This is a genomic window from Truepera radiovictrix DSM 17093 (genome assembly GCF_000092425.1).
Lineage (GTDB): Bacteria > Deinococcota > Deinococci > Deinococcales > Trueperaceae > Truepera > Truepera radiovictrix.
The window spans coordinates 2,571,063-2,583,721 of the sequence record NC_014221.1 but is presented as its reverse complement, the minus strand read 5'-3'; the positions used below and the strand labels follow the sequence as shown (position 1 = coordinate 2,583,721).

The 12,659-nt window shown below is 68.5% G+C and carries 10 protein-coding genes and 1 tRNA gene; 7 read left to right on the top strand and 4 right to left on the bottom strand.

Features of this window, described 5'->3' with window-relative positions:
* Positions 1–43 precede the first annotated feature (43 nt).
* Entirely contained in the window at positions 44–1,516 is a 1,473-nt protein-coding gene (locus TRAD_RS11770) for a hypothetical protein (RefSeq protein WP_148221244.1), read from the bottom strand.
* Between the two features lie 322 nt (positions 1,517–1,838).
* Here TRAD_RS11770 and TRAD_RS15385 point away from each other — a divergent pair, with 322 nt between their 5' ends.
* A complete protein-coding gene (locus tag TRAD_RS15385) occupies positions 1,839–3,014 on the top strand; it encodes a sugar-transfer associated ATP-grasp domain-containing protein (protein ID WP_013178834.1) in 1,176 nt (391 codons plus the stop codon).
* 155 nt (positions 3,015–3,169) lie between these two features.
* Here the strand turns inward: TRAD_RS15385 and TRAD_RS11760 are convergent.
* Positions 3,170–3,243 (bottom strand) — tRNA-Gln (locus tag TRAD_RS11760).
* Positions 3,244–3,439: 196 nt separating this feature from the next.
* Here TRAD_RS11760 and TRAD_RS11755 point away from each other — a divergent pair.
* The 6 genes from TRAD_RS11755 to TRAD_RS11730 all read left to right on the top strand — a co-directional run bounded on the left by TRAD_RS11755 (position 3,440) and on the right by TRAD_RS11730 (position 10,577).
* A complete protein-coding gene (locus TRAD_RS11755; protein ID WP_013178833.1) occupies positions 3,440–4,228 on the top strand; it encodes an ABC transporter ATP-binding protein in 789 nt (262 codons plus the stop codon).
* A 2-nt stretch (positions 4,229–4,230) separates the two neighbouring features.
* On the top strand, positions 4,231–6,189 hold the full coding sequence (locus TRAD_RS11750) for an AMP-binding protein (protein WP_221401605.1): 1,959 nt from the start codon (positions 4,231–4,233) through the stop codon (positions 6,187–6,189).
* Positions 6,186–7,091, top strand: a complete 906-nt coding sequence (locus TRAD_RS11745; RefSeq protein ID WP_013178831.1) for a branched-chain amino acid ABC transporter permease — start codon at positions 6,186–6,188, stop codon at positions 7,089–7,091. Before TRAD_RS11750 ends, TRAD_RS11745 begins: the two co-directional genes overlap by 4 nt.
* A 110-nt stretch (positions 7,092–7,201) precedes the next feature.
* Complete coding sequence (locus tag TRAD_RS11740; RefSeq protein ID WP_013178830.1) at positions 7,202–8,314, top strand: branched-chain amino acid ABC transporter permease; 1,113 nt, start codon at positions 7,202–7,204, stop codon at positions 8,312–8,314.
* 155 nt (positions 8,315–8,469) lie between these two features.
* Entirely contained in the window at positions 8,470–9,669 is a 1,200-nt protein-coding gene (locus TRAD_RS11735; protein ID WP_013178829.1) for an ABC transporter substrate-binding protein, read from the top strand.
* 47 nt (positions 9,670–9,716) lie between these two features.
* Positions 9,717–10,577 (top strand): ABC transporter ATP-binding protein, encoded by an 861-nt coding sequence (locus TRAD_RS11730; protein ID WP_013178828.1) that lies wholly within the window; start codon positions 9,717–9,719, stop codon positions 10,575–10,577.
* 106 nt (positions 10,578–10,683) lie between these two features.
* On the opposite strand, the gene dnaJ is transcribed toward TRAD_RS11730, so the two are convergent.
* Positions 10,684–11,796, bottom strand: coding sequence for a molecular chaperone DnaJ (dnaJ, locus tag TRAD_RS11725; RefSeq protein ID WP_013178827.1), 1,113 nt, complete (start codon positions 11,794–11,796; stop codon positions 10,684–10,686).
* Positions 11,797–12,013: 217 nt separating this feature from the next.
* Positions 12,014–12,607, bottom strand: coding sequence for a cation efflux transmembrane domain-containing protein (locus TRAD_RS11720; RefSeq protein ID WP_013178826.1), 594 nt, complete (start codon positions 12,605–12,607; stop codon positions 12,014–12,016).
* Positions 12,608–12,659: the final 52 nt, after the last annotated feature.

Sequence of the window (12,659 nt, the reverse complement as noted above, 5' to 3'; positions counted from 1 at the left end):
CAGTATCGCATACGCCGCGCCGAGGGCGAAACGTGAGGCGGCGTCACGCTCTGGGCAGCGCTCCCGCGGCCCGCTGCGCGCGCAGCTGCTCGCCGGCTTGCTCGAGGATCGCCCGCGCGAGCGCCCTGGGGTTGTAGCCCCCGGTCACCCGCACAAACGGTTTGCCGTGCGCCGCGCAGAGCGGCTCGAGCTCGCCGAAGACGTGGCTGCTCCAGCGAATCAGGAGCAGCACCGCGCCGACCTCCTGGCGGCTGATCGCGGGCTTGAAGAGGTCTGGGCTGGCGTGTTTGGGGGCGTCCGGCCAGTCCACCCGGCAGCCGAGGGCGGCCTCGAGCTGCTCTCGGGCCTCGGGGCGCGGCTCGCCGCCGATCAGCACGAGCGTCCGCCCCGCGAGGAGCGCGGCGGCCTCCGCCACCAGGGGGTCGGGTGGCGGCGGGGGGGGTACCGTGTGCGCTGGGGCGGGTTTGGGCGCCGCGCACAGCTCGAGCACGCGCCCGAGCCGTTCGGCGGGGGCGGCGGCGCGCAACGGGGCGAGCGGCCCTAGGTGCTCGCGCAGCGCGGGGTCGCTCTCCGGTACGCCGAGCTCCAAAAGGCGCGCGAACGCCTCCTCGAGGCGCGCCCACTCGTGCGCCGGTTGCGGCGAGCCTTTGACGAGCTGCCGCGCGTGATAGGCGAGCCGGTTAAGCGCCTTTTGCCGCTCTTTGAGCTGCGCGGCGCTGCCGCGCGAGCGCTCGAGGAGCGCCTCGAGCCGCGCCAAGCGCTCGGCGCTCGCCGCGGGGTCGGGGTGGCGCTTGAGGCTCAAGTAGGGCAAAAAGAGCCGCCTCTCGGCGCCGTAGCGCTTGAGGTCTTCAAAGATCGCCCGTTGGTCCTCGTCGAACCAGAGCTCCTCGCGCGTATGCACCGCCGCGACCGCCCCGCGCAGGGCGCCCTGCGCCTCGTCGAGCAGCGGCGCCAGCTCGGTTTCGGGCGCTGGCGGCGGCGACGCCAGCCACGCCTCGAGGAGGCGGGCGGCAGCGTCAAACGCCGCCGCGAGCGTCTCCAAGGGGGTGGTGGCGTAGGGGTTGACGACGTTCGGGTCGAGCATCCAGAGGTGGCACCCCGCGGCGCGGCCCTCGTCTAACAGCCGGTAGCGCGCTCGCAAAGCCTCCTCGTCGTTGGTAAAGCCGTGCTCGCGGAGCCAGCGACAGGCGCGCGCTTTGAGGCGCAGGCGGGCGGGCACCGCCTCGAGCGGCAAGGGTTGGGGGGCCACGGGAGCTTCGGGCGCCGCCCGGCGCGCGAAGGTCGCGACGAGCGCCGCGACCTCGTCCGCCGTGGCCGGCGGCGCGGCCGGTGAGGGGTCCCCTTCGTCGCCCTGCGGGGCCTCCTCACGGGGCTCGGGGAGCGCGGCGAGCAGCGCGCGCGCTGCTCGCCGCAGCGCTGCGGCGAGCTCGGGGTCGGCCCGGGCCTTCTCGAGCACGTCGGCAAAGGCGGCGAGGGCGGCCTCGAGGGGGGGCGCGTCGGGGGGCGTGTCGGTCATAAGCGACATAGCGGTCGTGAGATACAAGCGAGATCACCCGCTGTGGGGGGTTGCTCTAGCCTAACAGGTCCCGCTCCCTCGCTTGGTCCCGCGCCGCACGGCGCTGGCCTATCGGAGCCCTGTAGCTGTGCCCCCCATGCACCCCCTATGCACCCCGCGACGCCGTAACGCTGGTGTACGCCGGGGCTTGTGTACCCCCTCGCCCCACCCCCGGCGGGGGCGGATTTGAGCGTTGGGCGCGGCGCTCGCGAGCGTTCGGGTGTGGGGGCGCCGCTGTGCAGATGCGCCGCGGCGCGCAGGCTAGGTCCGCTACCCTAGGCACATGAACCCTCCAAACCTGCCCAACTCACCGCGGCCGTCGCCGCGGCCCTCCGCTCGCCCCGCGGGGCGCTCGGTAGGGGGGGCGCCCTACCACGGTGCGCCCCACGGTGCGCCCGCGAGCGCCCCCCCGCACCCTAACCCCGGCCCCTCGAGCGGGGCGTCCGAGGGGCCTTTCAGCCGCCTTCGCGCGGCGCTCGTATGGCGCTGGCGCGGCGGCTTCAAGCGGAGCTCGAAGACCTTTTACGCCCTCGCGCACGGCGCTTCGGACCGTTCGGCCTACCTCCCCGACGCGGCGTTTAGGGCGCTGCGGGGCACCAACGGGGCGCTTGCGATGGGCGTGCTTAACGACAAGCTGCTCTTCGAGCGCTTTTTGGGGGCGCACGTGAGCGTGCCGCCCAACCTAGCGCTCATTGCGCAGGGGCGGGTGGTGTCGCCGAGCGGCGAGGCGCTGAGCCCGCAGGGGCTCCTCGCGCGCGCGCAGCGGCCGCTCGTCTTCAAGCCCATCTACGGCAGCAAGGGCAAGGGGGTCTTTCGCCTGCACGCCGACGGAGGGCGGTTTGTCGTCAACGGCGAGACGACCTCGCCGGCCGCGGCGCTAGCGCTTATCGGCACCCTCGACGCTTACCTCGTCACCCCCTGGCTGCAACCCGCCGCCTACGCGACGGAGGTGTTTCCGGAGGCGGGCAACGCGCTCCGCGTCGTGACCCTGCAAGACCCCGCAGCCGACGACGCCCCCTTTATCGCCGCCGCCTACCACAAGTTCGGGGTGCGCTCGAGCGCCCCGACCGACAACTGGTCGCGCGGGGGGATCGTCGTCCCCTTAGACGTCGCGACGGGAACGCTCGGCGCGGCGCTCAGGTACCCCGAGCAGACGGCGGGGCGCCCCGTGTACTTCGACGCGCACCCCGAGACGGGCAAGGCCATCCGGGGGCTTAAAGTCCCCTACTGGTCGGCGATCACCGGGCAGCTCCTAGCGCTCGTGCGCCGCTTTCCCTTTTTGCGCTGCGTCGGTTGGGACGTCATGGTGACAGACGGCGGGTTTTACGTGTTGGAGGGCAACCCGGCACCGGCGGTGCTCTCGTTGCAGCTGGGGCGCCCGCTCCTCAGCGACCCGCGCGCCGCGCGCTTCGTCGCACACCACCAGCTGGTGCGGCCGCCGCGGTCTCGCGCGCGGTAGCCCAGCAGGCGTGGCGGAAACGCGCTCGTCCCAACCACCCCTGCCCGTACGGAGGCTACCGGTAGCCCTTCGTGGAGCTGCTTTCGTCAGGCCCGCGACGGGTTCACAAAAGACGGGCCGACAAAAAAAGCGCTCAGCGTACGCTGAGCGCTTTTTGGCTGGGGTGCAGGGACTCGAACCCCGATTAACGGAACCAAAATCCGCGGTCCTACCATTAGACGACACCCCACCGCGTGCCCCAAAGGCCTGAGGCCGAAAGAGATTCTATAGAGCCCGGCGGGGCCTTGTCAACCCTTCTGGGCGGTGTCCCAAGGGCGCAGCATGCTGGTTGACAAGACGCTGCGCGCTGCTATACTGCCCCCATAACGGCCTGTACAACGTGAGGACGCTCAAGGGGGGTAGCCACCCAGGGAGGGTTTATCGGCGTGTCGTCGCAGCTCGTGGTGGACAACTTGACGCTGACCTTCGGCGGCCTCAACGCCCTCACATCGGTGTCGTTAGCCGTCGAAGCGGGGAGCATCACCTCGATCATCGGTCCCAACGGTGCGGGCAAAACAAGTTTGCTCAACTGCATCTCGGGGTTTTACCGGGCGCAGTCCGGGAGCATCCGCTTTGAAGGCGTCGAGATCGGCGGCGCCCCACCGCACCGCGTCTCGCAGCTCGGCATCGCGCGCGCCTTTCAGAACATCGAGCTCTTTTCGGGGTTGTCGGTCGTCGACAACCTCATGCTCGCGCGCCACCGCCACCTCGCGTACGGTTTCTGGTCGTCGCTCGTCTTTTACGGGCGGGCGAGCCAGCAAGAGGCCGAAAACCGCGCCCACGTAGAGCGCGTGATCGACTTTATGGAGCTGCAGCCCTTTCGCAAGGCGGTGGTCGGCGAGCTCGCCTACGGGGTGCGCAAACGGATCGAGATGGCGCGCGCCCTGACGCTCGCACCCAAGCTGCTCCTCCTTGACGAGCCGATGGCGGGGATGACGCTGGCCGAAAAGGAGGATATCGTGCGCTTTATCCTCGACGTGCAGGCGGAGATGGGGGTGACGGTGGTGTTGATCGAGCACGACCTCGGCGTGGTGATGGACATTAGCGATCAGGTCGTGGTGCTCGACTTCGGCCAGCGCATCGCCGCCGGGACGCCGCAGGAGGTCGCCGCCGACCCGGCGGTCATCGCCGCTTACGTGGGGGAGAACGGTTGGGGGGACCGCGCGTGGGCGTAGAGGTGATCGAAAAAACGCCCGACAAAACCCTGCCGCAGCTTCTTTTGGAGCGCGCGGCGCGCGCGCCGAAGGCCGTAGCGCTGCGCCACAAGCACTTCGGGGTGTGGCAGGAGCGCACCTGGGGGGAGGTCGAAAGCGAGGTGCGCCGCGCCGCGCTGGGGCTGCTGTCGCTCGGCGTGGTGCCCGGCGACCGCGTCGCCGTGCTCGCCGACAACATCCCCGAGTGGTTGCTGCTCGAGCTCGCCGCCCAGAGCCTAGGGGCGATGACGGTCGGTATCTACGCCTCGAGCTCCCCCGACGAGGTCGACTATTTGCTCAGCTACACCGAAGCGAGCGTGTTGCTCGCCGAGGACCAGGAGCAGGTCGACAAGGTGCTCGGGTTGCGCGAACGCCTGCCGCACCTTAAAAAGGTCATCGTCGAGGACCCGCGCGGGATGCGCGCCTACTTAGAAGACCCCTGGTTTATCACCTGGAGCGAGCTCTTAAGGCTCGGCGAAGCGCTCGGCGCGCGCGAGCCCGAGCTCTTTCGCGCGCACGTCGCGCAGGGCAACCCAGACGACATCTGCCACCTCTCGACGACCTCGGGCACCACCGGCCGCCCGAAGGCGGCGATGCTCAGCCACCGCAACTACCTCGCGATGGCCACAGCGCTCCACCAGGTCGACCCGATCGCCTCCGGCGACGACTACGTGTCGTACCTGCCCTTTGCCTGGATCGTCGAGCAGGTCTTTGCCGTTGCGCTCCCCTTGCTGACGGGGATGGTCGTGAACTTCCCCGAAGACAGCGAGACGGCGATGAGCGACCTTAAGGAGATCGGCCCCCACATGATGCTCGGTGCGCCGCGCGTCTGGGAGGGGGTGCAAGCCGCCATCTGGGTCAAGATCAGCGAGTCGTACACGCTCAACCGTTGGGTCTACCGGCGGCTCATGCGCGTCGGCGAGCGCGCGGCGGCCTACCGCATGCGCGGCGAGCGCCTGCCTTGGGGGCTCGCGCTCGCCTACCGCTTGGCGCACGCGCTGCTCTTCCGGCCGCTCAAAGACCAGCTCGGGTTTTTGCGCCTGCGCCGCGCCTACACGGGGGGGGCGGCGCTCGGCCCCGACACCTTCACCTTTTTCCAGGGGATCGGGGTCAACCTCAAGCAGGTCTACGGCCAGACCGAGACGGCTGGGCTCGCCTACGTCCAACCCGATGGCGACATCCGCCCCGACACCGTCGGGGTGCCCCTGCCGGGGGTCGAGGTGCGCATCTCCGAAGCGGGGGAGGTGCTCACGCGCTGCGCCGGGGTCTGCCACGGCTACTTCCGCCGCCCCGAAGCGTTCGAGGAGACCATCACTGAAGACGGTTTTTTCCGCTCGGGGGACGCGGGCTACCTAGACGAGCGCGGGCACCTCGTCATCATCGACCGGGTGAGCGACGTGATGCACACCGAGAGCGGGCACATGTTCTCGCCGCAGGCGGTCGAGAACAAACTCAAGTTCAGCCCCTTTATCAAGGAGGCGGTGGTCTACGGAGGGGGCAAACCGTTTTTGACCGCCATGATCAACATCGATCCGCTCACGGTCGGCACCTGGGCCGAAGAGCGGGGGATCTCCTACACCACCTATATGGACCTCTCGCAGCTCCCCGCCGTGGGCGAGCTGATCACCGGCGAGGTCGAACGGGCCAACGAGACGCTCCGCCCTGAGGAGCGCGTGCACCGCTTTGTGCTCCTCTACAAACTCCTCGACGCCGACGACGAGGAGCTGACCCGCACCGGCAAGGTGCGGCGCAAGGTGATCGCGGAGCGTTACAAAGCGCTCCTGGAGGCGCTGTACGACCCGGCGCGGACGCGGGTACCGGTGAGCGCGGAGTTTCGCTACCAAGACGGGCAGCGCGTGCGCTTCGAGACCGAAGTGACGGTCTACGCCCCGCGCGCGGTGGGGAGCCTCGAGCCGCGCGAGGCGGTTGGGAGGAGCGGGTGATCTACTTTCTGCAGCTTTTGCTGACGGGCGTAGCGGTCGGCTGCATCTACGCGCTCGCCGCCCTCGGCTTCGTGCTCATCTACAAGTCGAGCCGGGTGATCAACTTCGCCCACGGCGAGCTTATCGCCATCGGGGCCTTTGCGGTCTTTGGCCTCACCGTGTGGGCGGGGCTCAACATCTGGCTGGCGCTCGCCCTCGCGCTCGCCCTGATGTTCTTTTTAGGGCGCGGTATCGAGCGGCTCTTTCTGCGGCCGATGGTCGGCGAACCGATCATCAGCGTCATCATGGTAACGATCGGCCTAGCGAGCCTTCTCTCGGGCCTCGTGTACTTTACGCCCTTCGGCACCCTTACAGCGCGCTACCCCAACTTTTTGCCGCAGGTGCCGCTGCGCTTTAACGTCGCCGGTGGGACGCTCATCTTGCGCTGGGAGCAGGCCCTGGCGATCCTTTTTACGCTCGTTTTTATCGCCCTGCTCATGTGGTTTTTTAAACGCAGCACGCTCGGTATCGCCATGCGCGCGGTCGCCGACGATCAGCTCGCGAGCCTCAGCGTCGGGGTCTCGGTCGAGCGGGTGTTCGGCCTCGCGTGGGCGGCGGCGGGGCTCAGCGCGACGGCGGCGGGGTTTATCGTCGGCGGGCTTTACGGGCTCGAGTTTTCGGGGCTGACCGCCGTGGGGTTGCGCGTCTTTCCGGCGGTCATCTTGGGCGGCCTCGATTCGATCGCCGGCGCGGTCGTAGGAGGGATCTTGATCGGCGTGTTGGAACAGCTCTCGTCGGGCTACCTAGACACCTACGTCCCCGGCGGCGGCACCGGCGAGGTGTTTCCCTTTATCGTGCTGCTGCTGATTCTGCTCATTAAACCACACGGCCTTTTCGGCACCGAGGAGATCGAGCGTGTGTAGGCAGGAGTCAGAAGCCAGAAGCCAGAAGTCAGCAGTGGCTACGGCCCCCCGGCCCCGGACCTCTGAGCACGCTATAAGCCCTCGCTCGCAACCCTACAGGACCCTCCCCCATGGCCGTTAACCGCTGGTTTCAGTCCGGCAACTACCGCCGCACCTACAAAGAGGACCAGACGATCTTCGCCTCTTACAGCGAGCTCGCCTCGCTGATCGCGCTGCTGGCGCTGCTCTTCTGGCTTCCGCAGGCGCCCTTTATGACGCGCTCGCTCTTTCGCCTCTTCGACATCGCGCTCATCTACACGGTCGCGGTCATGGGGCTTAACATCGTCACCGGTTACGCGGGGCAGATCTCGATCGGTCAGGCGGCGTTCATGGGGGTCGGCGCCTACACCGCGGCGGTGTTGGCGCGCGACGTCGGGGGCCCCGTGTTGGGCTTTGAAAGCACCATCCCCTTCTGGTTCGCCGCGCTGCTCCTCCCGTTGGGGGGCGCCGTCGCGGCGGCGGTCGGCGCTTTCGTCGGTCTGCCCAGCTTGCGCTTAAAGCACCTCTACCTGGCGATCGCCACGCTCGCCTTTCAGGTCATCTTTACCTGGAGCGTCGGGCACACCCCCTGGCTCAACCAGGGGGGGAGCATCCGGGTGCCCCGGGTGAGCTTTTTCGGCGAGGAGATCCGCGGCTCGGCGCTTATCGGCCCCTTTTACTACTACTTCGCGCTCGTGGTGGTGATCATCCTCGCGGTGGCGATGCGCAACCTTTTGAGGAGCAAGTTCGGCCGGGCGCTCGTGGCGGTGCGCGACAACGACCGCGCTGCCGACGCCATGGGGATCGACCCGGGGCGCACGAAGGTCATGGCCTTTGCCATCGCCGGCTTTTACGCGGGCGTCGCGGGGGCGCTCTTGGCCCTTTACGACGGCTCGGTGATCATCGAGTCGTTTACCCTGGGCATCTCGATCAACTTCCTCGCGATGGCGATCGTCGGCGGCCTCGGGACGATGGTGGGCTCGCTCATCGGCCCCGCCTTCCTCACCTTTTTGGATCCCTGGGTGGAGTCGTTCGCCGGCTTTGTCGGGGGCTTTATGCCCGCTACGATCGACGTCGCGACCGCGATGCGGCCGACCGTTTTCGGGCTTATCATCGTGCTCTTTTTGATCTTCGAGCCGCGCGGGCTCGCCAACTGGTGGCGCCTGCTGCGGCAGTACGCCAAACGCTGGCCGTTTCGCTACTAGGGCAGCTTAACGGTGCTCAGGCGCCGCGCCCTAAGCGTGGGCTGCAGGTAAAGGGGGTTCGACCAGGGTACAGCTACGTATAGCTACAGGGTATAGCTACCGCTCGTTGGATGTCCGGTCGTCTTGTCACGCGCTAAAGGCTTGAAGGAGGAGAGATGAAAAGAGCTGCACTGCTACTGCCGCTTCTCTTGGGCGCCGCGTCGGCGCAGGAGGTCGTCATCGGGTGGTCGGGGGCCGCGACGGGGCCCACGAGCGACGCGGGCCGCTTCGTCTTCGAGGGGGTGACCGACTACTGCCGCTACGTCAACGACGAGGGGTTACTGCCCGACGGCGCGACGCTGCGCTGCCTGATCAACGACGACGCGTATGACAACAACAACACCCTGCGCAACTTTGAAGCTTACCTAGACGAGGGGATGGTCGCCTTTATCTCGTACTCGACCGGCGCGACCTTGCAGCTCAAAGTCAACGCCGTCGAGGAGGAGATGCCGGTTATCTCGGCGAGCTACCACATCGGGGTCATCGACCCGCCCGACAACGAGTACAACTTCCTGCCGATCACCACCTATAGCGAGCAGCTGCTCGCCTTGATGGAGTACGTCGCCGACAACCACGAGGGTGAGGACCCGGTGCGCATCGCGATCTTGAGCCACCCGAGCCCGTTCGGTCGCGACCCTGTAACCGACGCGCGGGCGGCGGCGGAGCTTTTGGGCGTCGAGATCATTGACGTGCAAGAGCACGGCGAGGCGACCGACTACACCGCCATGCTCCAGCGCTGGAGCTCGCAGGGGGTGCAGTACGTCCTGGCGCAGACGGTCGAGTCGCCCGTAGCGGCGATGCTCAACGCGGCACAAGCGTTGGGGCTCTTTGACACGATGACCTTTATGGGCGCGCACTACACGGGCGGTGCGACGCTCACCGACCTCGCGGGGGACGCCGCCGAGGGGTACATCTGGGCGACCTCGTACTTTGTACGCAGCGACGAAGACGCACCCGGTATGGCGCTGCAACGTGAGATCGGCGAGCGCTACGGCCGCTCCGAAACGACGATCGCCGACGTAAACTACACCACCGGTCTGATGCAAGTCGCGATCTACGCGGAGGCGGCGCGGCGGGTGCTAGAGCGGGGCGACGAGGTGACCTCGGCGACGATGTACGAAGCGCTGCTCGCGATGAACGACGACGCCGACGGCGCCTTCGACCCCGGTTTCGCCGTCGGGCCGATCTCCTTTAGCGACACCGACCGGGTCGGGGTCGACGCGCTCAGGCTGCTGCAGGTGCAAGAGGGCGAGTTTGTCGCCATCACCGAGCCCTACAACTCCGAGACCTTCGCGCAGGTTCACCCTCGCGATTAGGGCGCCCGGGGGCCCTAGCGCCCCCACACCCGCCCGACGGGACACCTATGACCCAAGCGGACGCGCCTAGCTCAGGCCCTCACAGCGCCCCCGTGCGCCCGAGCGACCTCGGCGAGCTGCAGCTCGAGGTCAACAACTTAGAGGTCGTCTACCACGACATCGTCCAGGTGCTGCGCGGCGTCTCGTTCGCGGTGCCGCGCGGCAAGGTGGTCGCGCTGCTCGGCACCAACGGGGCGGGCAAGACGACGACGCTGCGCGCTCTCTCGGGCCTGTTAAAGCCCGAAAACGGCTCGCTGCAGGGGGGCACCATCACCTTCGAGGGGCGGCGTACAAACGCCCTCGGGGGGCGCGCGCTCGTCAAGTTGGGCATCGTCAGCGTGCCCGAGGGGCGCCGCGTCTTTAAGCACCTCACCGTCGAGGAGAACCTGCGCGTCGGTTCGATCACCCGCCCCGCCGGCACCGACGTCAGGGCCGAGCTGCAAGGGATCTACGAGATCTTCCCGCGCCTCTACGACCTCCGGCAGCGCCAAGCGGGGTACACCTCGGGGGGTGAGCAGCAGATGCTCGCTATCGGGCGGGCCTTGATGGCGCGGCCCAAGCTGCTCTTGCTCGACGAACCCTCGCTCGGTTTGGCGCCCCTGTTGGTGCGCGACATCTTTGAGCGCATCAGGGCCATCAACGCTGCCGGGACGACGGTCGTGGTGGTCGAGCAGAACGCTAATGTCGCGCTCTCTATCGCCGACTACGGCTACATCATGGAGGGGGGGCGGATCGTGCTCGAGGGGAGCGCCGCCGCCTTGCGCGACAACCCGGACGTTAAGGAGTTCTACATGGGAACCACGGGGGGCGGCGAGCGCAAGTCGTTTCGCGAGGTCAAGGCGTACAAGCGGCGCCGGCGGTGGATGTAGGCGCGCGTCGCCTGCGCCCCCCGCGCTTTACGGTCACCACCGAGCGTGCGTGCCAAAGCGTGCGTGCCGGACACGGCGCCGGTCGTCAGCGGCGGGCCGGACGGGTCTAGCGCTCGACTTTGGGCCGACGGAAAAGCCCGCGCAGCCGTTCGCCCAACCCCTCGTGCGGTTCGATGGTCTCGCCCACCTCGGCGGCGTAGTGCTCGAGCAGCTCGCGCGCGCGCGGCGAGAGCTTCTGCGGGACCTCGACCCGGACGGTGACGATGAGGTCGCCCACGCCGTGACCCTGGAGCCGCGGCATCCCCTCCCCGCGGAGGCGGAACTCGGTGCCGGGTTGGGTGCCGGGGGGGACCTGGATGACCTCGCTGCCGTCCATCGTGGGCACCTCGAAGGCGCAGCCGAGCGCGGCTTGGGCGATGCCGACCGCGAGCTCGTAGCGCAAATCGTCGCCGTCGCGGGAAAAGTGCGGGTGCGGCTCGAGCTGAATGTAGACGTACAGGTCGCCCGCCGGGCCGCCGTCGAGCCCGGCGTTGCCCGCGCGCGGGATGCGCAGCCGGTACCCCCCGTCGATACCGCGCGGGAGCTTGACCGTCACGGTCTCCGTCACCCGCGTGCGCCCCGCACCCCGGCACGCGCTGCAGGGGGTGGTGATCACCTCGCCGAGGCCGCGGCACTGCCCGCAGAGTTGGTTGGTCACCACGGTGCCGAAAAACGACTGCGTCTGCGCCCGCACCTGACCGGCGCCGCGGCACGTGGGGCAGATCTGCCGCCCCCCCGAACCCGGTTCGGCGCGCGCGCCGTCACAGCGCCTGCAGACCCCTAGGTGCTCGACCTCCAAGGGGACCTCAGCCCCGGCGCGCGCCTGCTCGAGGGTGATCGTCAAGGTGGTCTCGAGGTCCTCACCCTGCTGCGCGCGCTGCACGCGCGTCCCGAAGCCCGTCCCGAACCCGCCGCCGCCAAAGACCGAGGCGAAGATGTCGAAGATGTCGCCCGCCACGGGGCCCGGTTCGGCGGTGCCGTAGCGGTCGTAGTGGGCGCGCTTTTCCGGGTCGGAGAGCACCGCGTAGGCCTCGTTGAGTTTTTTAAACCTCTCTTCGGCCGTCTTGTCGCCGGGGTTGCGGTCGGGGTGATACTTGAGCGCGAGCTTTCGGTAAGCGGACTTGATCTCGGCGGCGTCCGCGGTTCTAGAAACCCCTAAAAGCTCGTAGTAATCTGCCATTGGGGCAGTATAACGAACCCCTGGGTGCTCACGTGGCCAACGTCTTACACACGTCTCTCATCTGCCTCCGCCCCCAGACACCCTGTTGGCGTAGCGGTGACGGGACGTGAGGGCGCCGCGGGGGTGTGTGGCTCCACCCCCGCTGCTAGCGGATTGGCGCGCGGCTCGCCAACCTCACCCCAGCACGACCCCGCATCGCGGTTCGTGACGGAGGGTGCTACGGGGCGGCGGGGTGCCGTTCGGCGCGGGCTGCCCGGTAGACCTCGGCGGCCGCGCCGGCGTTCAGCGCCGCAATCCCAAGCCCCACGACGAGGTCGGGCCACGCCGAGAGGGTCGCGAGCGTCAGAAGTGCGGCGGCGAGGATGGCGAGGTTGGCGAGCGCGTCGTTGCGCGCCGACAAAAACGCCGCGCGGACCAGACTGCCCCGGTGCTCGCGGTAGCGCACCAGCAGCCACGCGCAGAGCAGGTTGACCCCGAGCGCCCCTAGGCCCACAGCCGAGAGCGGCGCCGGGTCGGGGGGGAGGGGGTGCAGGAGCTTGCTCCCCGCCGTCCAGAGGGCGGCGAACCCCGGGACGAGCAGCAACAGCGAGAGCCCCACGCCCAAACGCGCCCGGTTGGGGGCGCTCCAACCGAGCGCGAAGAGGATCAGCAGGTTTACCGACCCGTCCTCTAAAAAGTCGATGCTGTCGGCAAAGAGCGCAACCGAGCCGATCGCCCGCGCGACGCCGAACTCGAGGCCGAAGTAGGCGAGGTTGAGCAGGGCGACGGCGAGCACGGTGCGGCGCAGCCCTCTGGCGGGGTAGGGAGCCATACCTCAAGTGTGCAGCCTCGAGCGCCCTCACCGGGTGCTGCAGGTACCAGAG